The following is a 25,423-nucleotide window of genomic DNA, read 5'->3' as shown; positions in this document are numbered from 1 at the left end:
TCGGCAATTTCATTTTGTTTCCCACAACAGCAATGTTTTCATTTGTTTGTTTTGTGGTATAAGATTGTACGTTGTTCTTTTTAGATTTGAAGCGCGGGGCACTATTTTGTTTTTTAAAAAAGCGTGTATAAGCATCCGCAAGGTTGCGAACAGACGATTGAATAGCAATACTATCCACTTCTTTTAGCCAAACAAACTCTTTCTTCATGGCAGGAAGTTTGGCAGAGCATGTACCATATGTCAAACCTTTTCCTGTTTCTTTGTATGCATTATCCCATAGAGATAGGAAGTGATTGAATACAAAACGAGAACACCCAATCGTTTTATTGATCAGGATCGCTTGTGCTTTATTTGGATAGATACGAAATTTATACGCTTTATTGATCATCCTTCGTTTCACCTCCATTTCGATATATGTCTATTATACACCAAACATACATTCGATTGATAGTGAAGTGATTATGACAAATTGTCCGGTAACACTTTACATATGTCGAACAATTAAGATGACTTCCTGCCATCTCTTGTTCGAAGCCAATTCATCTCCCACCTACTCGCTGGGCTACGTTCTTCACGCTCCTTGAGGAAGGAGTCTTCTTGGCTAAATTGATAAAAAGTAGCGCAAACTTATGCCTGCACTACTCTTTTCTCAAATCTCTCATATTTGATATGTATAAAGCAATGACTAAAACAAGAATAGATCCCGCATACAACAGCGTCTCCATCGGTTCCTCATGAGATACGATAATTAAACGAATTAACGCCGTAATTCCGATATAAATAAAATAACGTAACGGGAAATGATAATTCGACTTAAAATACTTAATAATCAATGCGATGAACTCAAAGTATAAGAAATAAACGATGATGCTCTCAACCAATTTATACGATGTATATTCCTTTGTTGAAAATATGTATTGAATAAATGTGATTGTCTCATTAATTAAAAAGATCGATAAAACAATGGACAATATAATTAACGCTATATTTAATATCCACTGTAAAACGCTAGCTATATAATGATCAATATTAAACTTCATTTCACACTCTCCTTCACGTAAATACTTATTTATTATAGCAAAATTATACTTACAAGAGTGTTAAATCCAATATGATCGTCCTCTTTCACTATCACTTCACCATTCTGATATTTACGCTTAATATAGTCACTTCCCCAAGCTTCACTTTGTATCTTTTAGCTTTTTCACAATGAAACTATATACGTCAAAATCGTTTCATGACGTTATTACTTCCACACACTTGTAATTTATATAATAACAGTACAGTACAAATAACGTGCTGTATAACTAATTGTGGGGGGATTAATGATGAACGAAGCGTTACTATTAGTCGACATACAAAATGATTACTTTGAAGGCGGCAATATGGCATTACATCAACCTGAAAAAGCCGTACAAAAAGCGAAAGAAGTCTTGAAACTATTTCGCGAAAAGCATAAAACAGTTATTCACGTACAACATATTGCGAACAATGAAGGAGCTACTTTCTTCTTACCCGATACAGTAGGTGTTCAAATTCATGATGATGTACAACCAATTGCTAACGAAAAAGTCATACAAAAACATCACCCTAACAGTTTTTTAAGAACAAATTTATTAGAAACATTAAAGGCAGAAAAAATAGATCAACTAGTCATTTGCGGTATGATGACTCACGTATGTATTGATGCAACCGTACGTGCTGCCAGTGATTTAGGATTTCAATGTATTGTAATTGAAGATACTTGTACAACAAAAGATTTAGAATTCCAAGGAAATCTAATCCCAGCAGTAAACGCTCATCAATCGTTCATGAGTGCATTGGAGTTTGGTGATATTTACGCAAAAGTCATATCAGCGAGCAGTTTTATAAACAAAAGCAAATAAAGAATTACAGTTCCATACGAAAAAAAGAAAGAATAAATATCTTATTCTTTCTTTTTTTCAATTGTCTTAATCACCATAATGTAAAACATCTGCAAGAGTCTCTTCTAATTGCTGGTGCGAAGATGTATGAAGAATCATGATATAACACCCATCGCCACTTATACGATACATTTCAGCAATTACGTCCGTTTTTTCGAAAAAGGTTTGAATTTGATTATGATAATGTGGTGCATGCAAAAATAGCGTAACAAAGGTCATGATAGATCCTTCCAGCTTAGCTCTATCGATATCTATCGTATATCTTTGAATGACACCTGCCTCTTCTAATTTATTAATTCGTTTCCCAACAGCCTGACCCGTCATATGTACTATCTCTCCAATTTCCTTCCAATTCATCCTAGCGTTTGCTTGTAGTAACTGTATAATTTTAAAATCTGTTGAATCAAACATAGCCATCCCCTTCCTATACGAAACGACTTCTATAAAATCTTCATTCCCCTACAGTTTAGCTCAAAAATTTTGTACTACAATCGATTAACTCTATTAGAAATTACATTATTGTTAGCGGCTTTTCTTCTTCCGCACTTTGTATTTTGGGATTACTCGTAGTATCAGGAGCAACGTTGGTAAGTGTTCGAAAGATACATACTGCAAACTAGCAATTATTTTTATAAGTATGAACAAATTTTAGGAATTAGTTTATCTTTTTTTAATGTTTTATTTAGAGGCAGTTTATACTCGAGTATTAACATAATAAACGTAGCAACTAAGTTCATCGCAAACCGTACTACTTAAAACCATGTGAATAACATGAAAATCATACAATAAGGAGACGATAAAAAATGAACAAAAAAACAAAAGCACTATCATCCATACTGCTCGGATTCACATTAGCGTTAACAGGTTGTGCTGGTACTAAAGCCGAAGAAAATCATGGTAAACAAAAACAAGAACAAGTTGCGAAAGATACTAAAAAGGAGAATAAGTTAACTAAAGGACAAAAAATGGCTAATATTCTTAGCGATACGAATTGGCAAGGTACAAGAGTATATGACAAAGATAAAAATGACTTAACAAAAGAGAATGCAAACTTCATTGGTCTTGCAAAATATGATGCGAAATCAGGAAGATATGAATTCTTTGATGCTAAAACAGGTGCAAGTCGTGGCGATAAAGGAACTTTCTTTGTCACAAATGATGGGAAGAAGAGAGTATTAATTTCAGAATCAATGAAGTATCAAGCTGTTGTTGACATGACAAAACTAAATAAAAATGTATTTACTTATAAAAGAATGGGGAAAGATGCTAACGGTAAAGATGTAGAAGTCTTCGTTGAACATGTTCCATATAAAGAAAAAGAACTTTCTTTCACTGATCCGGACAAGCAACTGAACTCTACTACAGGTGATATTGCTAAAAATGTTGATGGAGATAAAATTTTAGGTGGTACCCTTTGGCACGGAACAAAAGTATTAGATGAAGCTGGTAACGATGTAACACAGTTTAATTCTAATTTTATAAGCTTAGCAAAATTTGATGACAAGTCTAATAAATATGAGTTCTTCAATAGCGAAACAGGTCAAAGCCGCGGTGATTATGGCTACTTCGATGTTGTACATGAAAATAAAATAAGAGCCCATGTTTCAATCGGAAATAACAAATATGGTGCCGCTCTTGAACTTACTGAACTGAATAATAATAAATTTACGTATAAAAGGACTGGTAAAGATCAAGCCGGTAAAGACATCACTGTATTCGTTGAACATGAACCTTATAAAGGTGATATGAAGCCACAATTTAGCTTTTAAAAACATTTTTTTAAGGCAAAATTATTTATAATTCCCTAAAAAAAGCCTTACTACACATAAATTGTAGTAAGGCTCTGACTATTTAAGATAAACATTAAACGACTTCATTATCTCTATACAAATAAGGTTTAGCAAATAATGTTACCATCCCCTCCAAGGAAAAGAAACCTTATTTCAACTTTCCTATTGATAAGTTAACACGATAATTCCCGTATTTTAATAGTCGTCCTAGAAAATTATCTAAGTCTTCATTGGAAGCAAAATGTGTTTTTAATAAATAACACCCCTCACCACTTATACGGTGTACCTCAGAGATCCCTTCTTCTCCTTGAAAGAAATTCATAAACTCTTGATGATTAGCTGTTGTTACGAACAAAGTAACAAATGCAGTCACTACTTGTCCTAACTTGATTCGGTTTATTGCAATTGTATATTGTTCAATAATTCCTAGATCCTCTAATCTCCGAATTCGATTTCCTACAGCCTGCCCTGTCATATGTATTTTCTGACCAAGTTCTTTCCATTGTATTCTCGAGTTTTCTCCTAATAATTTCAGTATCTCAAAATCTGTTTGATCAATGATATAAACCAATCCTTTCACCGTGAAAGTAGAAAGCCCGAAAGTGTTTCGCCAACTTATTCTGCTTATCGATACAATTCACTATACTTAGTTTATCCTCTTACATCACATTATTTATCAGGTATATTCACTTATAACATAGAGGACACATCAAAAAAATAAATTTAGATTTAAAGGAGGTTATAAATATGTTATTACAAGAAATTCTATCGTTCAATGAACAATTTGTAGAAAATAAGAAATACGCTCCTCGTGAAGCGACAAAAATGCCTAAAAAACGTATGGTTGTTGTTTCTTGCATGGATGCTCGTTTAATTGAGCTACTCCCAAAAGCTTTAGATATACACGACGGTGATGCAAAAGTTATCAGAAATGCAGGTGGTAAAATTGCTTCTCCTTTCGATAGTGTTATGCAAAGTGTTGTAGCTTCAGTATACGATTTAAATGCAGATGAAATCTTCCTTATTGGACACCATAGATGTGGTGCGGGCCAAACGGATCCAAAAGGAACACTTCAAAAAATATTAGATCGCGGAGTAGCTTCACCAGAAATTTTATCAGCAATTGAATATGCTGGTGTTGACCTTGAAAAATGGCTATTTGGATTCGATGATATCTGCGATTCGACTCAAGCTAATGTTGATTTGGTAAGAAATCATCCACTTATTCCAAAAGATGTTCCTGTACATGGTTTAGTTATTGATCCCCACACAGGTAAATTAGATTTAGTAGTCGATGGATATAAAAAATTAAACGGTATGAAACATTAATCATTACTTAAATGAAGGGAAGTTATTAAATATGAATAGACAAGAAGCTACGCAAAAAATTATGGAAGCAAAAATCGCAAGAGGCTTAACATGGGAGGAAATCTCAAAAGTAAGTGAAAACTCTGAGACTTGGGTTGTAACAGCATTATTAGGACAAGCTACAATGACACGTCCGGAAGCAGAAAAAATCGGTAAACTATTAGAATTAGATGAAGAAGTAGTTCAAGCATTAACAGTAGTTCCACTTAGAGGGCAAGTAATGCAAATGCCTCCTACTGATCCAATCTTATATCGATTATACGAAATGATGTTACAATACGCACCAACTCTTAGAGAATTAATCTTAGAAAAAGCTGGTGAAGGTGTAATGAGTGCAATAAACTTCAATCTAGGTGTGGATACACAAGAAGATCCAAAAGGTGGCGATCCTCGTATTGTTATTACACTTAACGGGAAATTCTTACCGTTCCGTACATGGTAATTAACCAAAAATCCATCTATATAATTAAAGTAATTTTATAGAGTTACAAAATCCATCCTTTTTAATCTAAATGTATAGAAAGGATGGATCTTTACTATGAAATTCTTTTTCGATAAAGGAGAATAACATGAATAAAAAATACTCTAATACGAGCTTTAGCATTCTACAGTGGTTTGTTTTTTTATTAGCAAATGCAATTGCATTGCCTATCATTATTGGTGGCATATTTCATTTATCAATAGAAGATATTTCAACATTAATGCAGCGAACTTTTTTAGTTGTCGGAGTAAGTTCATTTATACAAGCGTGGTTTGGACATCGTTATCCCATTGCGGATGGGCCAGCTGGTTCATGGGTAAGTATATTTGTCATATTGGGACAAGTCGCTATTCATCAGGGACAAAGTGCAAAAGACGTGTTGCAACTTTTAGAAGGCGGATTAATTATTGCAGGTATATTGCTCTTCGTTCTTGGTATAACAGGGCTTGTTCATCGAATCTTACGTTTATTTACCCCTTTAGTTACAGGAACTTTTCTTTTAATCTTATCACTTCAGCTTAGTGGTGTGTTACTAAAAGGAATGATGGGATTACAAGGACCTGCAACTCATCCTGACTATACAACAGCTACTATTGCGCTCTTTGTTTTTGCCCTTATTACTTTCTTATCAATTAAAGGGAAAGGATGGATGAAAAGTTACGCTGTGTTACTTGGAATTTCATGTGGTTGGCTTTTGTATGCAGTATTAGGAAAATCATCTCATATGCCTTCACATACCACGCTAGTTAAGTTACCAGAGATATTTGCTTGGGGCACACCTAGATTCGATATTGGAATGACTCTAACTGCAACTTTATTTACCTTCCTTTTAGTTGCAAATACAATTGCTGCTATTTCGGCTGTAAAACAAGTGGCTCCCCTATCTAAAGAAAATGAAAAGCGAACACTGAACCGTGGTGTATGGGTCGGAGGTATATCACATATTATCTCATCATTGTTCTCTACAATTGGAATTGTACCATTACCTGCATCAGCAGGATTTATTCAACTAACAGGTCAAAAAAAGGTAAAGTCGTTTCTTATAGCAAGTCTTATATTAGCAGGTATTTCTTTTATCCCCTCAATTGTAAACTTTATATCCTTGCTACCAGGTCCTATTGCTAATGCTGCACTTTTAGCTACATTTGTCCAAGTAATAGGCATTTCATTTCAATCCATTTTACGTGAAGAATTAAAGCAACGTCGATTAACTATATTAGGAATTTCATTATTAATCAGTTTGGGTATAATGTTTCTTCCAGAAAGTGCATTTAGCGGAGCCCCTTCTTCCTTACAATATGTTTTAAGTAACGGATTACTCGTAGGTACTATGATCGTTATTTTGCTAGAACAGTTTTGGAAAGAGTAAAATTTGTGACTAAGTAAAAAAGCGCCCTGATTACAGGGCGCTTTTTTATACCTAATGACTAATACTAGCCGTTGGGTATAATGTTGTTCCTCCAATTGAAACTTTTATTTCATTTGTTAATGGAACATTTTGTTCATTAATAATTGTTCTCCACCATTCCCATGCAAGACCAGTACATTCTCTAGCTACGATTTTTATATTTTTTGAATTTGGTGGAAGAGGGATAACTGTAGAGTAATGAGCTGTTTTGTCTCTGCCGCTACCATCCCATGTTTTATGTGTTAGTACTTCTTTCCCATTTTGATCAAATGTGAATTCATCCCAAGATACATCAAATTGAGCAACGTAAGCACCATAATGATCAAGTGTCATTTTAGCACTTGAATATTCTGTAGTTGTCGTCTCAATATAATCTGTATTGTTATGAACAGCAGCAGTTGCATTATCTTTTAAGAACGTACTTGTATATGAAATTGGATATGCTGGATTTTTAAGACTTAATTCAGCATTATCTTTAATGATATTTCGGATTTCATTGAAATCTTTAGTAACAACCTTGTTATGCTCTTTCGCATCTCCGCCTAATACTACAGCAGTAAAGGTACTTTCTTCAAAAATATCTTTATACTGTCCACTCGTTTCGACGCTGTTATTCTTAAGTAAGGCTTTAAAAGCAGCTTGTACATCTTTACTCTTAGATGTTGTTTCTAATTTTACATAAACAGTTCTACCATAAGCTACATTTGAAACCATAACAGGTGGAGCCGAATTACTTACACCTTTACGAGTTAACTCACCAAAAGTAACACTATTATCAAAAAGATCGGATGGATTGTTAGGTAGTTCAGCACTTACGGTATAAAATATTTGCTTATATGCCGCTACCATCACTTTCTTCTCTCCATTTGCAACCGCATTAAAATCGATGTTTAGACTGTTATCGAGATATTTAGCGTTAACGTTAAGGGCACTTGCGATTTGTGATTTACTATAAACCATAGATTCTGTATACTGCATTCTTGCAGGTAACGTATGTGTTTTAGAATACTTTTCATTCCAAGTAGATACTAAATCATCTACTGCTCCAGCCACATTACCATATGTCGGATTTTGGACAGTAATTGTATTTTCTTTTCTCATGCCAGGTAAATCTATACTAATATTCAAAGGCTTTCTCTTAGCCACTAATACACTCGGTTGATTGTCTGCAAAAGCTTTATTTGCAAGTTGTACCGCTCCTGGATACGTACGATTCACCACAGAATCAATAATCGAAATATCGACTGGTGAAGTTGTAAGTGATTTTTTCTCGCGTTCCACTACTACAAATTTACCATTTGAATTGATACTTTCTTTCGGAACAAAACTCTCTACCTTATCACCATTTACAGCTAAAATCTCTTGATTATTATATTTAAGATTTGCTATACCAGTATCAATGCCACTAGCATTTTTGGTTACATCAGTTGCATTACCTACTTGTGTTTCTGCGAAGGAAATAGATGAATAATTAATAGTGCATAGACTAACTAATAAACATGCAAGGAACTTTCTTCTTTTAGTGTTTTTCTTAATATTCAGAAAAATCACCCCGTTCTTTTTTTAGTAAGATATGATAATAATTGATAAATGATTGCTAACTAATAAACCTACATAAATGCTTTTAAAAGTTCTTGAATTAACGGGATTACGCCACCTACAAATTTCAAAACTGCCATTGCGATTTCCATATTATTCCCTCCTTTTTTATTACTACGAAAATCTGATTAATCTTTATGCCCTCATTATAGTGACCCCTTACACTTTTATCAATACACTCTCATATGCAATATTACATACTAAGAACCAAGCTGACTCCTTATAAAAAGTTATACAGAGATAAAGTGAAACTTTAATCAGTGGGGATTTTCTTCATCCCCCACTGATTATTAGTTGAACCAATCGGACTTTTATGGGCAGTTGACCCCCCACCTAAATTCTTTGCTTTCGCTGAATTTTGAGGTGGGGGTCTTACTGCCCATTAAAGCGGGATAAATTTTCCGTTTGGTAGATACTTGAAAAGTTGAAGCATCCCTTTGCATTTTATGAGTAATTTACAAGTTTATTGTTGGAAGCGTCGCAGGAACGGAAATAATGAAATACCTGTAGGACAGAGCTATCATCGGCAATCGCATAAAAAAAGCTGCTGCCTATAAAATATAGACAGCAGCTTTTTTTTGCATATTCATTTTGTAATTAATAAACAGCGATTGGCCCATAAGGACCTTTAATAATTTCTATTTTTGTTTCAAAAATATCTGTTAAAAGTGTTGGGTCCATAACCTCTTCTACTGTTCCAAAAGCAGCAATTTGTCCATCTTTCATAGCACAAATTTTATCAGAGTATTTAGCTGCAAAATTTATGTCATGCATAACAGTCAAAATTGTTCTTCCGAATTCATTAGCTGCACGTCTCAAATGCTCCATCATTTGAACAGAGCGCGCAACATCCAGGTTGTTCAGAGGTTCGTCTAAAAGTACATACTCAGTCTCTTGGCACAATACCATCGCTACATATGCCCTTTGTCTTTGACCACCAGAAAGCTCATCTAAATATCTATTCTCTAAACTAGTTAAATCTAGAAAATCAATATATTTAGAAATGATAACCTCATCTTCTTTAGTTAATCTTCCCTTTGAATAAGGAAAGCGTCCAAATCCAACTAGTTGTCTAATCGTAAGCCTCGTTACAAAATGATTTTCTTGTCGCAATATAGTCAAAATTTTGGCTAAGTCTTTTGATTTGGATTCAGAAACATCCATATTCGCTACCTGAATTTGACCTTCATCCATATCTAAAAGTCTTCCAATCATCAAAAGTGTCGTAGACTTTCCAGCACCATTTGGTCCAATTAAAGAAGTAAAGCCCGCTTTTGGTATTTCAATATCCAAAGGTCCTATTTTCACCTTATCAGTATAGAACTTTTTAACATTATCAATTTTTATCATAAAGCCCTCTTCCTTAAAACAATAGTTAAGAATATGATTCCACCAAATAATTCAATAATAACTGAAACTACACCTTGAGCATTGAATACATGATACATTAAAAAGTATGCACTCGTCATTATTAAAAATCCTATAGCAAAGGCCATTGGAAAAATATATCTATGATCATAAGTTGCCGCCGCCTGATAACTCAAAGTTGCCACTAAAAAGCCGTAGAACGTAAGTGGTCCAATTAGAGCTGTTGAGATGGACATCAAAATAGCAACTAATACAAGCGTATAAATTACACTAGGTTGATATTTAACTCCGAAAGAAGTAGCAACATCCTTTCCTAGTGATAAAATATTTAACTTCTTAGAATGAGCAAAAATTAATACCGCTACAATTATAATCATAGGAATTACAATAGGAAAATATGCAGGATCCGCATGATTAACAGAGCCAAATAATTTCGCCTGTAAAATATCAAACTCTGAAGGCGCAAGTAACTTTCTCATAAAAGTTGATACAGAATTCAGTCCAGTACCAATAATAATTCCAACTAAAAGCATAAGTTGTAAATTCCCGTATTTACCGGAAAGTAACCATCCATAAAGGATCAAACTCATCAAGACCATAGCAACAACTTGGAATAAAAATGATCCAATTCCATTAAAGTTTATTAATGCACTAGCACCAAAGAAGAATATTGTACTCGTATGAATTGCTGAATACAGTGATTCGAAACCTAAAAGTGAAGGAGTAATAATCTTATTGTTCGTAATAGATTGGAAAGCAACTGTTGACAAACTATGGCAAACTGCAGCAATAATCATCGCAACAATAGCTACTATCCTTCTCTTAACAACTGGGATAAAAGAAGGTGAATCTATCGGAACTGGATTGTTATACACTAAAAGTCCATATGAAGAAAGAAGACCTAAAGCAATCAATGTGATCAGTACAATCCAATAACGTCTTGCTTCTTTCTTAGAACGAAAAGCACTAGCTGATCTACTTTTATTATGAAGGCTAGAATCGACTTCGACATTTTCTTTATTTTTATAGTCTAATGTGATCATCGCAGCCTCCTTGGTTTTCTTTTTCTCAATAAAATAGTAATAAACACGACTGCTCCCACTGATGCAAGTATTAAAGAAACAGGTAGTTCAAAAGGCTTTATAATTGTTCGAGAAATGATGTCACAGGTAGTTATTGTCCCCATTCCGATCACACATACCCAAGGTAAATTACTCCTAAGATCATCTCCTCTAAACATGGAAACAATGTTTGGAACAATTAACCCTAAGAAAGGTAAGTTTCCGATAACAGCAGCAACAATTCCAACAGCAACAGAGATAAGGCCAGTCCCAAAAAGAACAATTCTATTGTAATTAACGCCAAGGCTTGTTGCGACATCTTCTCCTAGTCCAGCTAAAGTCAACCTATTCGCATACATAAAAATAAGCAAAGTAACGATAACAATCAGCCATAAATATTCGTATCTTCCCACCTGAATGTTAGCAAATGAACCTACAAACCAAGTTTCAATACTTTGCGTCATTTGAAAAAGAAGTCCCAAAAAAGTAGACACTGCAGAAATAACTGCTCCAAGCATCAATCCAATAATCGGAACAATTAAAGATGAGCGAAGCTTAACTCTTCTTAAAAATAGAAAGAAAATCATAGTTCCTATAAAAGAAAAAATGATTGCACCAGTCATTCTTTGAACTAAAGTCGGGGCAGGAAATAGTAAATACACAAAAAGCAGGCCTAAGCCTGACCATTCAATAGTCCCCGTTGTAGTAGGTTCAACAAAACGATTCTGTGTAATTAATTGCATTACGAGCCCTGCCATCGCCATCGCAGCTCCGGTAAGCATTAATGCAACTGTTCTCGGAACACGAGTGATGAAAAACATCTCCATTCCGTCCTCTTGTCCACGAATATCATAAACTCCAGTAAACAGTGATATAATCCCTAAAATTACAACAATTATAATCGCTATTATAAAAGGTTTTGTCCATATTTTATTGTGATTATAAAACTGGGGTTGAGAAATATTCTCAACCCTAGAAATCATATTTTTTGACACTGCTTCGTACTCCTTTACACTACTTAGCTAAAGTTTTTGCGATATTTCCAAATAACTCTATATAAGTCTGAATTGATTCATTTGTGTAAGTATCTGCTGGTGCATAAACAACTTGTTTTTTAGAAACAGCAGTTGTGTTTTGAAGAGCTGGTGATTTAGAAATAACATCTTGAGCAGGAGCTGACTTAGCAGCATCAGATGTTGCAGCATCACGATCTAATACGAAAAGCCAATCAGGATTTGTTTGTGCGATAGCTTCAACAGAAACGTCATCACCTTTATGACCTGCAGTAGAATTAGCAACTTCTAGTGCTGGAGTCCAGCCAAAGATTTCATACATCGGTCCCCAAACGCGACCAGAGTGTGGCGCAGCAAAACCAATATTTCCACCAGTAACGATAACACTCATAACTTTATCTTTTCCGTTATAAGCAGATTTTACTTTTTCAATAGATTTATCAAAATCAGCTACTACTTGTTTAGCTTCTTTATCTTTATCAAAGATTTTCCCTAAAGTAATTGTAGAATCTTTAAGTCCTTTTACTAAGTTTTCGCCAGGCTTAGTAGCTTTCTCAGAAACATCAACATTAAGATCAATAACAGCTGCATTTGGCACTAATTTTTTGATTTCTTCGTAATGGCCAGCAAATCTTTGACCAACGATTACAAGTTCAGGGTTTGCCGCTGCAATAATTTCAAGATTTGGTTCACGGTGATTCCCAATATTTTTAACTGAATCATCCTTTACATATGGTGAAGTTGCAGGCATTACATCCTTTGGAGCAGCCGCTAATTTAATTCCCCAATCAGATAAAGTTTCAAAAGTTCTATTATCTAAAGCAACTACATTCTTTGGATTTACAGGGACTTTAACAGTTCCATGAGCATCAGTGATTTCAACCGTTTTTGGCTTATCACTACTATCACCTTTATTAGCTTTCGAAGTTTCCTTACCTGAATCTGAGCAAGCTACTAACATTAAAGTGAAAATTGCTAGAATACTTACTAATTTTAAAAGCATAGTTTTTTTCATACGTATACTCCTTATTATGTAATTTAGTTCGAAAATGATGACGTCATAGATTGAATTAGATAGTAACTTTCATGTATCTAAATTGCTATTGATAATCATTTTCATTTGAACATCCTGTAAATAAGTATAGTCATTAATTCTGTGAAAATCTTGTGAATGGTGTGAGTTAATAAAATTAAAAACAAATTAGATACGGTCTCCACCAGATCCATCCCCCGCACGTACTAACCGATAGATTAGCACCTTATAAACCATGATTTCTACTGCAAAAAAATGCCCATTTCTGATAGCAATCTTCTTTTAATATTTCACAGAAACTACCTTATTATCTTATTCTTATCAATCAACCATTGAATAGCCTCTGCCATGTATCGTTTGAATATATCTGTCTTTCTTCTCACACTTTAACTTTTTTCTTACATACCCAATATATAAGTCTACTACATTTGGATTTACTACTACGTTATATCCCCAAACCTGATTCAAAAGCATTTCACGACTCAATATTGTATTTTTATTCTTGATTAAAAATACAAGTAAATCGTACTCACGCTTCGTAAGCGAGAGATTTTTACCATCTTTTTTCACAATATTGCTAGATGCATCAACAAAGAGATCCTTAAACTGAAAAAAATTTATCTCATTTTGCTGATTATAGTCACTTCTTCTTAAAATAGCTTGAACTCTTGCTACTAATTCTTCTTTCACAAATGGTTTTCTAATATAATCATCTGCACCTGCCTGTAACCCCGCTATGCAATCCTTACTAGAAGTGTTATCAGTCACAATAATGATTGGTGTCGTTTTAACAAGTCGTATTTGTCTGCAAATTTCTGGTCCAGATATACTTAATGAGTCCCAATCCAATATGATAATATCCCAATCTTGTTCATATACTATATTTAAACCTTGGTTTTCATTGTGAAGTTTTAAAATAAAACAGCCTTCTTTCTTTAAACCGCTTACGATTTTCTTCGCTAAAGACCGTTCATTCTTAATTACTAACACCTGCCTCACCGATGGTTCACCTCTACTTCAATATAACTTAGTTAGATAAAAAATTATCTCGAAAAAATATTTCGAAATTTATAAATATGGAATCCCTAAAAAAGCCATTATAACAGCTTATTAGGAGAACTCTATATAATCTTACAATAGATATGAATAGAAACACAAAGGATATGAAGATTTAAATACATATTATTTAATCATTAAGGGCATTTATAGTATCTATTTCGAGGGTACCGCCCCATCAACTTAAGAATTTTATAAAACTACAAAACAAAAAGAACCATCCCCCCGCCAACCTGGCAAAGTTATGGTTCATATCCTACAAAATAAAAAACCACCAAACAGTTATGTATTGGTGGAGACGGTGGGAGTCGAACCCACGTCCAAAAATATCGGCACTTAAGCTTCTACGAGTGTAGTCGATATATTAGCATTTCGCGAACTCTTCAGCCTATCGACAGGCTTCCAAGTTGCTAGTCTGATTGTTCTCTTCCTTCGCCCTCAGACGGCGAACTCCGGCGTAGTCCACTTAGTTTGAGTCCCTTACCCTACCACATGGACGATGGAGGGAGGAACCTTTAGTGCAATTAAGCAGCTAAAGAAAGATTGTTTTGTTTGCCAATTATAGGCTTTGACGTTTTAACGAGGCCGATCCCCTCGACTCGCAACCTAAGCTCGAACTATCCCTGTCGAATCCGTAACGTCCCCATGATAAAAATGGAGCATACGAAGAAAATATCGTGATAGCTACTAAGAGCTGTTTTTCAATGTGCAACAATCTTACATAAGTTATTATATCATACGCGCGCCGTTTTACAAATGTAAATATCTGTATTACATCTTTTGACGATCACGGAACGCGCGTGCAATTTCACGTTTAGCTTCTTTCTCTTTTAAATCGTTACGCTTATCATATTGCTTTTTACCTTTTGCTAAACCAAGTGCCATTTTCGCGAATCCATTTTTTAAATAAATTCTAACTGGAACTAATGCATAGCCTGTTTCTTTTGAAGCACCCGTTAACTTCTCAATTTCTTTTTTATGAAGAAGTAACTTTCTTGTACGAAGTGGATCATGATTGAAACGATTCCCTTGCTCATATGTACTAATATGCATATTATGAACCCATACTTCACCATTATGTACACGAGCAAATGCATCTTTCAAGTTCACGCGTCCAGCACGAATCGACTTAATTTCCGTTCCTTGAAGGACAAGCCCTGCTTCGTATGTTTCTTCGATGAAATAATCATGAAAAGCTTTTTTATTTTGCGCAATAACCTTACCTGTACCCTTTGGCATATAACGTCCCTCCTCTATTTTTACTATTGTAACAAATGTGTACAAAAAGCGAAAGTGGCTCGCTCAGAATCTTTGGACATTGGAACTCCCGACAGAGAAGCGCTTTTTGCTTCGTCCGAGGGAGTGAAATGGCCAATGGATTCTAGCCACTGTAGCTGGATTCCAACAAGAAGCGAAAGTGGCTCGCTCTCAAGCCACCAATAAAAAAAGAAAAAGCCTCGCTTTTCACCAAAGCGAAGCCCTCTTTTTCTTACTTACGCTTTTTCTTTTTCTTCTTGAATCCTGGTACGTTTTCGAAGAATGCTTTTTTCTTCTTGCCGTTACTATCTTTTTTCCCTGGCTGGCTAGCGGATGCTGACGCAGAAGCGGATCCTCTTCCTTTTCCTGTGCCTGTGCCTGTTCCTTTTCCTTTGCCACCACGGTCAAATTTTCTACCTGTGCCACGTTCGCCGCCGCGCTCATTACTGCGCTCGCTACGTCCACCGCGTTTCTTTCTGCCTGTTCTTGGCTGTTCGATAACGACTGGGCGATCTTTGAACTTACGACGAGGTGTACCTTTCATGCCAACGATTTCAAAGTCGATTGCACGCTCGTCTTTGTTTACGTTAATAACGCGAATTGTAATTTCGTCTCCGATGCGGAATACGTTACCTGTACGTTCTCCGATCATTGCGAAATGTTTTTCGTCATAACGGTAGTAATCATCCGTTAAGTAGCTAACATGTACAAGACCTTCAATTGTATTTGGAAGCTCTACGAATAAACCGAAGTTTGTTACAGAGCTAATCATACCGTCATACTCTTCGCCGACTTTATCAACCATATACTCTGCTTTTTTCATTTCGTCTGTTTCACGTTCTGCTTCAACAGCACGGCGTTCCATATTAGAAGAGTGTTCTGCTATCTCAGGTAAGTTTTCACGCCATTTTGCTTGTGTTTCATGGTCGACTTTACCGTTAATGATGTATTCACGAATTAATCTATGAACGATCGTATCTGGGTAACGACGAATTGGCGATGTGAAATGCGTGTAGAACTCAGTTGATAAACCGAAATGCCCTAAGCTATCCGCATCGTAACGCGCTTGCTTCATTGAACGAAGCATTACTGTTGAAATAACTACTTCTTCCGGCTGCCCTTGCACCATTTCAAGAATCTGTTGTAGCGCACGAGGATGTATTTCATTCGCACGTCCTTTTACCGCATATCCGAAGTTCGTTACAAACTCGAAGAAACGCTCAAGCTTATCTTCTTTTGGATCTTCATGGACACGGTACATGAATGGTACGTTCATCCAGTGGAAGTGCTCTGCTACTGTTTCGTTCGCAACAAGCATAAATTCTTCAATTAACTTCTCTGATACAGAACGATCGCGCATGACAACATCTGTCGGTTTTCCTTCTTCATCTACTAATACTTTCGCTTCTTTAAAGTCAAAGTCGATTGCACCGCGGCGCATACGTTTTTCACGTAGGATTTGCGCTAATTGCCCCATCTCTTTAAACATCGGTACGAGCGGCTCATAGCGTTTGATTAACTCTTCGTCCTCATCTTCTAAAATGCTTCTTACGTCAGCATACGTCATACGCTCTGTCGTTTTAATCACACTTTGGAAAATCTCGTGCTTTACAACGTCACCTAAGTTGTTGATTTCCATTTCACAAGATAACGTCAGACGGTCTACTTTCGGGTTTAACGAACAAATACCGTTAGATAGACGATGCGGAATCATCGGAATTACACGGTCAACAAGATATACACTCGTCGCTCTTTCCGCTGCTTCTACATCAATTGGCGAGCCTTCTTGAACGTAATGACTTACATCCGCAATATGAACGCCAAGCTTGTAGTTACCGTTCTCAAGCTTCGTTACTGTAACAGCGTCATCTAAATCTTTCGCGTCTGCGCCGTCAATCGTTACGATCATTTGGTCACGCAGGTCGCGACGATCTTTTAAATCTTCTTCTGAAATCGTTTCTGGTACACTGTTTGCATGCTCCATCACTTCTTCAGGGAAAGCTAAAGGTAAATGATGTTTATGAATGACAGATAAAATATCTACTCCTGGATCATTTTTATGACCTAGAATTTGAATAACTTCACCTTCTGCACTTAAACGATTCTCTGGATAGCTCGTAATTTTCACAACTACTTTATGGCCTTCTACAGCACCCATCGATGCACTTTTCAAGATAAAGATATCACTCGTCCAGCGCTTATTGTCAGGTATAACAAATCCAAAATTTTTCGATTCTGTATATGTACCAACTAGTTCTTTCGTGCCACGCTCTAAAATACGTACAATTGAACCTTCTTGGCGTGATCCACTTGATTGTGCGCTAACACGTGCTAATACTGTATCGCCATGAAGTGCACCGTTTAACTCTGTAGGCGGGATGAAAAGATCATCATCTCCCGTTTTCTTTTCGTCTGGTACAACGAATGCAAATCCACGTGCATGTCCAATTAATTTACCGCGTACTAAATTCATCTTTTCAGGAAGACCGTAACGGTTACTACGAGTACGAATAACAAGTCCCTTCTCTTCCATCGTTACAAGTGCCTTTACAAAATCTTTAAAGCCCTCAGAACCTTCAATTCCAAATGCCTCTTCTAACTCTTGTATCGTTAGCGGTTTATACGCTTCTTCTCTCATAAATAATAACAACTTATCAATATGTTCTTGTATGATTTCTTCCAAGCAAAAATACCTCCTTTAAACCCTTATATTATTTAGTGTATCCGAAAGATGGGGGATGTATAAAGCGAAACTTCAATCATCTCCCAATGATTTTTTTACAGCTTTCATAAAAAATTCCCTTATGAAAAAAAGAGGCAACTAGATCTTACCAATCTAGTTGCTCCAAGAAGTTATATACATCCTCATGTAGCTCGTCACGTTGCTTATCAAGTGTAATGACATGCGTAGAGTCTTCATACCATTTAATGTCTTTTAACGTAGATTCTACACCGTTATAAATAATGTTAGCACTATCTGTATTAATCATTTCATCATGACGTGCTTGTACAACAAATGTCGGTGCATAAATCATATCCACATTGTTACGTACATCAGCAATTAATTGTTGTAATGCTTTTAATGTATTCATCGGTGTCTGTTGGAATTCCAACATTTCTTGTTCGATTTGCTCTGGTGATTTTTGCTCACGTTTTTTATATTCGCGGGCATATGCCAATATACCTTGGTACATCGTTTCTTCACTCTTAATATACATTGGTGCACACATTGGTACTACACCTAAAACCGGTACTGTATAACCTAATTTTAAAGAAAATACGCCGCCAAGTGATAATCCAGCAACAGCAATTTTCTCAAAGCCTTTATCTTTTAAAAGCTGATATGCCTCCATTACGTCTTGCCACCAATCTTCAGGACCTGTATGAACAAGCTCTTCTGGTGGTACACCGTGCCCTTTAAAAATTGGGGCATGACAAGTGTAGCCTTTCTTCTCTAAGAAACGCCCTAACATACGTACATCAGCTGAGTTTCCTGTGAAACCATGTAGTAATAAAACAGCGCGGTCTCCACCCTCAAATGTAAATGGTTTCGGAGATGCTAATTTCATCATGTACTTCTCCTCTTTCTCTTCTGTAATCTAGTCGTATTCTTTCTATATCTTAGTGTACCATATTTATATTTCTATAATCTAATTAGAAACATCTTTCAAATGGCAAAATAAAAAAAGAAGAACCATTAGTACAACTTACTAACGCTTCTTCTTTCAATTCTATAAATTTAAGTACGTAACAGCAATTGTTAATACGAAGAATAGAACAGCTAAAACAATTGTAATACGGTTTAATACTGCTTCAATTCCACGTGCTTTTTGCTTACCAAATAATTGCTCTGCACCGCCTGAAATTGCACCTGAAAGGCCTGAGCTATTACTAGACTGCATAAGTACCATAACAATCATTAAAATCGATACAATAATAAGTAAAACGGATAATAACGTATGCACTTGGCGTACCTCCTACAAAGATTCAGTTATTTTAACTGTAGCATAAATTCTATAGAAAAGCGAGAGCTATAGAGTCGCTCTCGCTTTTCTTCTATTACATAAACATCATTGCAAATAACGGCCCGAGCAAACATGTCAAAATTGCTGTTAATGTCATTGTTACCGATCCAATAACACCTTCATGTTCATTATTTTTCATCGCTCTCATGACACCCATAATATGAGAAGCACATCCAAATCCGATACCTTTACCAACTGAGTTTGTAACGCGGCTCCATTTTAATAAAAGCGGGCCGGTAATCGTTCCAGTAATACCTGCGATAACAACGAAAGCTGCTGTTAATGACGGTACACCACCAACTTGCTCTGAAACACTCATTGCAACTGGCATTGTCACCGATTTTGGTAAAGAAGATAAAATTAAGCTTTTATCCGTTCCCATAAGTGATGCAATGGCAAAATCACTCGCAATGGCAACTGTTGTACCTACTAATACGCCACCAGCAATCGGTACAACATACTTTTGCAGAACGTGACGTTGTTTATAAAGAGGAATTGCAAATGCTACAACACCGGGTCCGAGCAGTTTTGCAATCCAGCCGCCACCACTTTCCATATAATGTTGATATGGTATATCAAGCATAATAAATAAGAAAGCCATTAATCCTGTTGCTACAAGCATTGGAATGGTGAATGGTGTTGGAAATAATTTATAGATTTTTTTAGATAATTGGTATAATAGCACCGTAAAAAGAACCCAACCAATTCCGATTAATATTTGGCTCATCGCGACTCTCTTTCCTTTCTATTCGCAAGATATTGTCCTGTATGTCCTGCGACAATAATAATTAAAAATGTACTCGCTACAATTGTAATGAAAAGAGAAATTCCTTTACTCATAAAAAAAGCACCGTAATTCATTAGGCCAAGCGTTGGCGGAATTAATAAAAACGGCATAATAGCAACGAGTGTTTCTGCTCCTAAATCGAACCATTTCACTGGAAGAACTTTTAGGCTAAGTAAAACAAGTAAGAGGAACATTCCAATCAAACTTCCTGGAATCGGAATATTTAACATTTCTTGCACCCAATTTCCAACCATATAAAAGACGTAAAGAGCAGCAATTTGGACAAGAATCTTTGTAAATTTCATGTTCATCATCCCTCATGTTTATACGATCTTCTCTTAATATCTTTATCATAGTATAAATTGTAAAAAGCTGCAATTTATCAACTTGACAGCAAAAACAGCCTATGTTAGACGCTTACAACCTTGATATGACTGGATTTCTATGTAAAAATTAAGTCAAAAACCTTGACCTAATATAAAAAGTTTTTATTTTCTGAATTTATAAGGTTGTTATTTTAATAAAATAATCTTTTTATCCTTAAGCTTACATATATATAAAGTAAAACTTTAATCAGTGGGGGTCTTACTGCCCATTAAAGTGGGATAAATAAGATAGGTGGTGAACATATGCCCAAAAAAGTTCTTATTTTTTGTGATCCTGGGATTGATGATGCGATGGCCCTCCTCTTAGCATTCTTTATCGATGAAATAGAAATCATCGGCATTGTTGCTGATTACGGCAATGTTCCAAAAGAAATGGCCGTACAAAATGTTCATTTTCTTAAGCACGAAACAAAAAATAGAAATATTAAAGTATTTGGTGGTTCAGAACAACCGCTTACTGGTGCCCCTCCTTCTTTCTTTACGAATGTACACGGGAAACAAGGGCTCGGGCCAATTATTCCAAAGGAGAATGTGACTAACGGAGAAATGGAGAATTTTTTTGAAGTTATCCCTCTTATTGAGCAATATAAAGATGAATTAATCATTGTAAGTTTAGGAAGACTTACCTCCCTCGCAATTTTATTCATCCTATGTAAACAGTTAATGAAGCAAATTAAATCTTACTACGTAATGGGCGGTGCCTTTTTACACCCTGGTAATGTTACACCTATTTCTGAAGCTAACTTTTATGGTGATCCTACTGCCGCTAATATAGTCCTTCAATCCACAGCTAACATGTATATATACCCGTTAAACGTCACTCAATATTCTGTCATTACACCAGAAATGGCTGAATACATTGAGGCAAAAGGAAAAGCCCCACTTGTCAAACCGTTATTCGATCATTATTACTACGGATATTATAAAAATGCCCTACCAGATTTAAAAGGAAGCCCCTTTCATGACACAACGCCAATACTCGCTTTACTTGATAACTCTATGTTTACGTATCATAAATCACCTATCGTTGTCATGACGGAATCCTATGCACAAGGTGCAAGCATTGGAGAATTTCGCTCTTTAGGAGAATCCAAACCATTTACTGATTGGCCGAGTCATCAGATCGCAATCGATTTTGATTATAACCGTTTCTTTAAACATTTCATGTCACTTATGACGGGTGAGCAATTTTAAGCATAAAAAAACAGACCGTGATTTCTCACGGTCTGTCGTTATTTTCTACAATTATCGTTTGATGTTGTAGAAAGATTTGATACCATCGTAAACAGCGATTTCGCCTAGTTCGTCTTCGATGCGTAATAATTGGTTGTACTTAGCAATACGGTCAGTACGGCTCATAGAACCAGTTTTGATTTGGCCAGCGTTAGTTGCAACTGCGATGTCAGCGATTGTAGCATCTTCAGTTTCACCAGAACGGTGAGATACAACTGCTGTGTAACCAGCACGTTTAGCCATTTCGATAGCTTCGAAAGTCTCAGTTAAAGTACCGATTTGGTTAACTTTAATTAAGATTGAGTTAGAGATACCTTTTTCGATACCTTCAGCAAGTTTTTGTGTGTTAGTTACGAATAAGTCGTCACCAACTAATTGTACTTTATCACCGATACGCTCAGTTAATAATTTGTGACCATCCCAGTCGTTTTCGTCTAAACCATCTTCGATAGAGATGATTGGGAAGTCTTTGCAAAGCTCTTCGTAGAAATCAACCATTTCTGCAGAAGTTAAGCCAGTACGGCCTTCGCCTGCAAGGTCATATTTACCAGTTTCTTTGTTGTAGAACTCAGAAGAAGCAACGTCCATTCCTAAGAATACGTTCTCGCCAGCTTTGTAACCAGCTTTTTCGATAGCTTCGATGATTACTTCTAATGCTTCACGGTTAGAACCAAGGTTTGGAGCGAATCCACCTTCGTCACCTACTGCAGTGTTAAGACCTTTGTCATGTAATACAGCTTTAAGTGCATGGAATACTTCAGCACCCATACGGATTGATTCTTTGAATGTTGGAGCGCCAACTGGTAAGATCATGAACTCTTGGAAGTCTACGTTGTTATCAGCGTGAGAACCACCGTTGATGATGTTCATCATTGGAGTTGGTAATTGTTTTGCATTGAATCCACCAAGGTAACGGTATAATGGAAGACCTACGAAGTCAGCTGCTGCGTGAGCTACTGCCATAGATACACCAAGGATAGCGTTAGCGCCTAGTTTACCTTTGTTTGGAGTGCCATCTAATTCGATCATAGCACGGTCGATACCAGCTTGGTCAGTTACGTCGAAACCAACGATTTCTGGAGCGATTGCTTCGTTAACGTTGTTTACTGCATTTAGAACACCTTTACCAAGGTAACGAGATTTGTCACCGTCACGTAATTCTACTGCTTCGTGCTCACCAGTAGATGCACCACTTGGTACGATAGCGCGTCCGAAAGCGCCGCTTTCTGTGTAAACTTCTACTTCTACAGTTGGGTTACCACGAGAGTCAAGGACTTCGCGAGCATAAACATCAATAATTGTTGACATAATAAATTCTCTCCTTTTTATATAAGCAAATTATTTAATAATTGTTTTACCTGTCATTTCTTTCGGTTGTTCCACATTTAAAAGTGTAAGCATTGTTGGGGCGATATCTCCTAAAATACCACCTTCACGAAGCTCTACGTCATTTTTTGTAACGATGAAAGGAACCGGGTTAGTTGTATGAGCTGTCATTGGTCCACCATCAGCAGTTAACTCCTGATCAGCATTACCATGGTCAGCAGTAATAAGTGCTACACCATCTTTTGCAAGAATCGCTTCTACAACTTTTCCTAAACATTCGTCAGTTGCTTCTACTGCTTTAATTGTTGGTTCCATCATCCCAGAATGGCCAACCATATCACAGTTCGCAAAGTTAAGAATGATAACATCATGTTTATCATTTTCGATTTCATTTACTAAAGCGTCCGTTACTTCGTAAATGCTCATTTCAGGTTTCAAGTCATACGTTGCAACCTTCGGTGAGTTAATTAAGATACGCTCTTCTCCTGGGAATTCAGCCTCACGACCACCGCTAAAGAAGAATGTAACGTGCGGATACTTTTCAGTTTCCGCGATGCGAAGTTGCTTTAATCCCGCTTGCGCAACAACTTCACCTAATGTGTTATCAAGGTTCATTGGCTTGAATGCCACGTAACCATCTACAGTTTCACTGAAATGTGTCATACAAACGAATTCAGGAATGTGAGGTACTTTTTCACCACGATCGAACTCACGGAAGTCTTCGTTTGTAAATACACGAGCAATTTGAATTGCACGGTCTGGACGGAAGTTATAGAAGATAACTGCATCATCATCATTGATTGTTGCAACTGGCGTGTTATCGTCGTTAACAATTACAGACGGCAATACGAATTCATCGTAGATACCATTTGCATAAGAGTCTTCTACACACTCTTCTGCTGATTTATAAGTAGGGCCTTCACCATTCACCATAGCACTGTAACATTTTTCTACGCGATCCCAACGCTTGTCACGGTCCATAGAGTAATAACGACCAGAGATAGTCGCGAATTGTCCTACTCCTGTTTCTTTAATCACTTCATTTGTTGCATCGATATAACCTTTTGCTGTTTGTGGTCCAACATCGCGGCCATCTAAGAATGCATGGATATAAACTTTCTCCACGCCTTCTTTTGCTGCTAAGCGAAGAAGAGCAAACATATGGTTCATGTGACTGTGCACACCACCGTCAGAAAGTAAACCGAATAAATGAAGAGCAGTACCTTTTTCTTTTACGCTTTTAATTGCATTTTGGAACGTTTCGTTCTGATCGAACTCACCTTCACGAATTGCAACGTTTACGCGTGTTAAGCTTTGATATACAATGCGGCCAGCACCGATATTTAAGTGACCAACCTCAGAGTTACCCATTTGACCTTCTGGAAGACCTACTTCCTCACCACAAGCTGTAAGCGTTGTGTGAGGGAATTTGTTCCAGTAACCATCAAAATTAGGTTTCTTAGCTTGTGCTACAGCATTCCCATGAGTTTCTTCACGTAGTCCGAAACCATCAAGAATGATTAAAGCTGTTGGCTTTCTCATTTTACCGCCCCCAGAAGACCTAAGAACGAAGCAGGCTCTAAGCTAGCACCGCCAACTAAAGCGCCGTCGATGTCAGATTGTGCCATATACTCTTTAATGTTTTCTGGTTTTACGCTACCGCCGTATTGAATACGAACAGCTTCTGCAGCTTCTGTAGAAACAGCTTCTGCAACAACTTTACGGATGTGCGCACATACTTCGTTTGCATCTGCAGAAGAAGAAGATTTACCTGTACCGATAGCCCAGATTGGCTCATAAGCGATAACAGTTGCTTTAACTTGCTCTTCTGTTAAACCTGCAAGTGCTTTTGTCACTTGACCTGCTACTAGATCAAATGTTTTTCCGCTTTCGCGCTCTTCTAAAGTCTCACCACAACATACGATTGGTGTTAAACCATGTTCAAATGCTGCAAGAGTCTTTTTGTTTACTGACTCGTCTGTTTCAGCAAACATTTCACGACGCTCAGAGTGGCCAAGTACTACGTAGCCTACTTTTAAGTCGCTAAGTGCTACTGGGCTAATTTCGCCAGTGAATGCACCATTTTTTTCGAAGTGCATGTTTTGTGCACCTACTTGTAAGTCAGTTCCTTCAGTCGCTGCTACAAGACGCTCTAAGAATAGAGCTGGAGAGCAAACTACTGCATCAACAGCTGTAGCTGCTGGGATTTGACCTTTAACTTCCTCTACGAAGCTAACTGCTTCAGATAGAGTTTTATTCATTTTCCAGTTACCTGCGATAATTGGTTTACGCATGCTTTGCACCGTC

24 protein-coding genes, 1 other RNA gene and 1 pseudogene are annotated in these 25,423 nt (G+C 36.6%); 6 read left to right on the top strand and 20 right to left on the bottom strand.

Features of this window, described 5'->3' with window-relative positions; genetic code table 11:
• The coding region (locus MR115_RS09035; RefSeq protein ID WP_242240941.1) for a helix-turn-helix domain-containing protein at positions 1–388 on the bottom strand (388 nt) is incomplete at its 3' end.
• A 250-nt stretch (positions 389–638) separates the two neighbouring features.
• Entirely contained in the window at positions 639–1,040 is a 402-nt protein-coding gene (psiE, locus tag MR115_RS09030; RefSeq protein ID WP_000671178.1) for a phosphate-starvation-inducible protein PsiE, read from the bottom strand.
• Positions 1,041–1,328: 288 nt separating this feature from the next.
• Between psiE and MR115_RS09025 the strand changes: the two genes are divergently transcribed.
• Complete coding sequence (locus MR115_RS09025) at positions 1,329–1,886, top strand: cysteine hydrolase family protein (protein WP_242240937.1); 558 nt, start codon at positions 1,329–1,331, stop codon at positions 1,884–1,886.
• A 41-nt stretch (positions 1,887–1,927) separates the two neighbouring features.
• On the opposite strand, the pseudogene MR115_RS09020 reads toward MR115_RS09025, so the two are convergent.
• Positions 1,928–2,342: pseudogene (locus MR115_RS09020) on the bottom strand (Lrp/AsnC family transcriptional regulator).
• 386 nt (positions 2,343–2,728) lie between these two features.
• Here MR115_RS09020 and MR115_RS09015 point away from each other — a divergent pair.
• Positions 2,729–3,694 (top strand): DUF4822 domain-containing protein, encoded by a 966-nt coding sequence (locus MR115_RS09015; RefSeq protein ID WP_242240934.1) that lies wholly within the window; start codon positions 2,729–2,731, stop codon positions 3,692–3,694.
• Positions 3,695–3,863: 169 nt separating this feature from the next.
• On the opposite strand, the gene MR115_RS09010 is transcribed toward MR115_RS09015, so the two are convergent.
• Positions 3,864–4,295 carry an Lrp/AsnC family transcriptional regulator gene (locus tag MR115_RS09010; RefSeq protein ID WP_002008929.1) on the bottom strand — a complete coding sequence of 144 codons (432 nt, stop codon included), beginning with the start codon at positions 4,293–4,295 and terminating at the stop codon, positions 3,864–3,866.
• A 167-nt stretch (positions 4,296–4,462) separates the two neighbouring features.
• Here MR115_RS09010 and MR115_RS09005 point away from each other — a divergent pair, with 167 nt between their 5' ends.
• The 3 genes from MR115_RS09005 to MR115_RS08995 all read left to right on the top strand — a co-directional run bounded on the left by MR115_RS09005 (position 4,463) and on the right by MR115_RS08995 (position 6,933).
• On the top strand, positions 4,463–5,044 hold the full coding sequence (locus MR115_RS09005) for a beta-class carbonic anhydrase (protein WP_242240932.1): 582 nt from the start codon (positions 4,463–4,465) through the stop codon (positions 5,042–5,044).
• Positions 5,045–5,075: 31 nt separating this feature from the next.
• On the top strand, positions 5,076–5,525 hold the full coding sequence (gene cynS / locus MR115_RS09000; protein ID WP_097817377.1) for a cyanase: 450 nt from the start codon (positions 5,076–5,078) through the stop codon (positions 5,523–5,525).
• 127 nt (positions 5,526–5,652) lie between these two features.
• On the top strand, positions 5,653–6,933 hold the full coding sequence (locus MR115_RS08995) for a purine/pyrimidine permease (RefSeq protein ID WP_097864006.1): 1,281 nt from the start codon (positions 5,653–5,655) through the stop codon (positions 6,931–6,933).
• A gap of 51 nt (positions 6,934–6,984) precedes the next feature.
• On the opposite strand, the gene alo is transcribed toward MR115_RS08995, so the two are convergent.
• The 13 genes from alo to MR115_RS08930 form a co-directional block, all read right to left on the bottom strand.
• A complete protein-coding gene (gene alo / locus MR115_RS08990) occupies positions 6,985–8,523 on the bottom strand; it encodes an anthrolysin O/cereolysin O family cholesterol-dependent cytolysin Alo (protein WP_242240930.1) in 1,539 nt (512 codons plus the stop codon).
• A 645-nt stretch (positions 8,524–9,168) separates the two neighbouring features.
• Positions 9,169–9,921: an iron ABC transporter ATP-binding protein gene (locus MR115_RS08985; RefSeq protein ID WP_063263139.1), complete on the bottom strand. Its 753-nt coding sequence runs from the start codon at positions 9,919–9,921 to the stop codon at positions 9,169–9,171.
• Positions 9,918–10,982, bottom strand: a complete 1,065-nt coding sequence (locus tag MR115_RS08980) for an iron chelate uptake ABC transporter family permease subunit (protein ID WP_097817374.1) — start codon at positions 10,980–10,982, stop codon at positions 9,918–9,920. Before MR115_RS08980 ends, MR115_RS08985 begins: the two co-directional genes overlap by 4 nt.
• Positions 10,979–11,995 (bottom strand): ABC transporter permease, encoded by a 1,017-nt coding sequence (locus MR115_RS08975; protein ID WP_097817373.1) that lies wholly within the window; start codon positions 11,993–11,995, stop codon positions 10,979–10,981. The genes MR115_RS08980 and MR115_RS08975 overlap by 4 nt, the downstream gene beginning before the upstream one ends.
• Before the next feature lie 19 nt (positions 11,996–12,014).
• Positions 12,015–13,028 (bottom strand): siderophore ABC transporter substrate-binding protein, encoded by a 1,014-nt coding sequence (locus MR115_RS08970; protein WP_097817372.1) that lies wholly within the window; start codon positions 13,026–13,028, stop codon positions 12,015–12,017.
• A gap of 339 nt (positions 13,029–13,367) precedes the next feature.
• Positions 13,368–14,045: a response regulator transcription factor gene (locus MR115_RS08965; protein WP_242240928.1), complete on the bottom strand. Its 678-nt coding sequence runs from the start codon at positions 14,043–14,045 to the stop codon at positions 13,368–13,370.
• A gap of 347 nt (positions 14,046–14,392) precedes the next feature.
• Positions 14,393–14,747: a transfer-messenger RNA gene (gene ssrA, locus MR115_RS08960) on the bottom strand.
• Between the two features lie 126 nt (positions 14,748–14,873).
• Positions 14,874–15,341 carry an SsrA-binding protein gene (gene smpB / locus MR115_RS08955; protein WP_001123922.1) on the bottom strand — a complete coding sequence of 156 codons (468 nt, stop codon included), beginning with the start codon at positions 15,339–15,341 and terminating at the stop codon, positions 14,874–14,876.
• Between the two features lie 250 nt (positions 15,342–15,591).
• Positions 15,592–18,042 carry a ribonuclease R gene (gene rnr, locus MR115_RS08950; RefSeq protein ID WP_242240926.1) on the bottom strand — a complete coding sequence of 817 codons (2,451 nt, stop codon included), beginning with the start codon at positions 18,040–18,042 and terminating at the stop codon, positions 15,592–15,594.
• Between the two features lie 145 nt (positions 18,043–18,187).
• Positions 18,188–18,928, bottom strand: coding sequence for a carboxylesterase (estA, locus tag MR115_RS08945; protein WP_161940854.1), 741 nt, complete (start codon positions 18,926–18,928; stop codon positions 18,188–18,190).
• 162 nt (positions 18,929–19,090) lie between these two features.
• Complete coding sequence (gene secG / locus MR115_RS08940; RefSeq protein WP_000557263.1) at positions 19,091–19,324, bottom strand: preprotein translocase subunit SecG; 234 nt, start codon at positions 19,322–19,324, stop codon at positions 19,091–19,093.
• Between the two features lie 94 nt (positions 19,325–19,418).
• Positions 19,419–20,111 carry an LrgB family protein gene (locus MR115_RS08935; RefSeq protein WP_000078299.1) on the bottom strand — a complete coding sequence of 231 codons (693 nt, stop codon included), beginning with the start codon at positions 20,109–20,111 and terminating at the stop codon, positions 19,419–19,421.
• A complete protein-coding gene (locus MR115_RS08930; protein WP_048563466.1) occupies positions 20,108–20,476 on the bottom strand; it encodes a CidA/LrgA family holin-like protein in 369 nt (122 codons plus the stop codon). Before MR115_RS08930 ends, MR115_RS08935 begins: the two co-directional genes overlap by 4 nt.
• 324 nt (positions 20,477–20,800) lie before the next feature.
• On the opposite strand from MR115_RS08930, the gene MR115_RS08925 reads away from it, so the two are divergent.
• On the top strand, positions 20,801–21,751 hold the full coding sequence (locus MR115_RS08925) for a nucleoside hydrolase (RefSeq protein WP_242240923.1): 951 nt from the start codon (positions 20,801–20,803) through the stop codon (positions 21,749–21,751).
• A gap of 51 nt (positions 21,752–21,802) precedes the next feature.
• Here the strand turns inward: MR115_RS08925 and eno are convergent, their stop codons facing one another.
• From eno to tpiA, 3 genes are read right to left on the bottom strand one after another with little or no spacing between them, the layout of a single operon-like run.
• Positions 21,803–23,098: a phosphopyruvate hydratase gene (gene eno, locus MR115_RS08920; RefSeq protein WP_000103948.1), complete on the bottom strand. Its 1,296-nt coding sequence runs from the start codon at positions 23,096–23,098 to the stop codon at positions 21,803–21,805.
• A 30-nt stretch (positions 23,099–23,128) separates the two neighbouring features.
• Positions 23,129–24,658 (bottom strand): 2,3-bisphosphoglycerate-independent phosphoglycerate mutase, encoded by a 1,530-nt coding sequence (gene gpmI / locus MR115_RS08915; RefSeq protein ID WP_242240920.1) that lies wholly within the window; start codon positions 24,656–24,658, stop codon positions 23,129–23,131.
• Positions 24,655–25,410 carry a triose-phosphate isomerase gene (tpiA, locus tag MR115_RS08910; RefSeq protein WP_061679291.1) on the bottom strand — a complete coding sequence of 252 codons (756 nt, stop codon included), beginning with the start codon at positions 25,408–25,410 and terminating at the stop codon, positions 24,655–24,657. Before tpiA ends, gpmI begins: the two co-directional genes overlap by 4 nt.
• Positions 25,411–25,423: the final 13 nt, after the last annotated feature.

The sequence above is a fragment of the Bacillus cereus group sp. BfR-BA-01309 genome, from assembly GCF_022664315.1.
GTDB lineage: Bacteria > Bacillota > Bacilli > Bacillales > Bacillaceae_G > Bacillus_A > Bacillus_A mobilis.
Note: the sequence above shows the minus strand (reverse complement) of the source record. Positions and strands in the feature narration are given on the sequence as shown.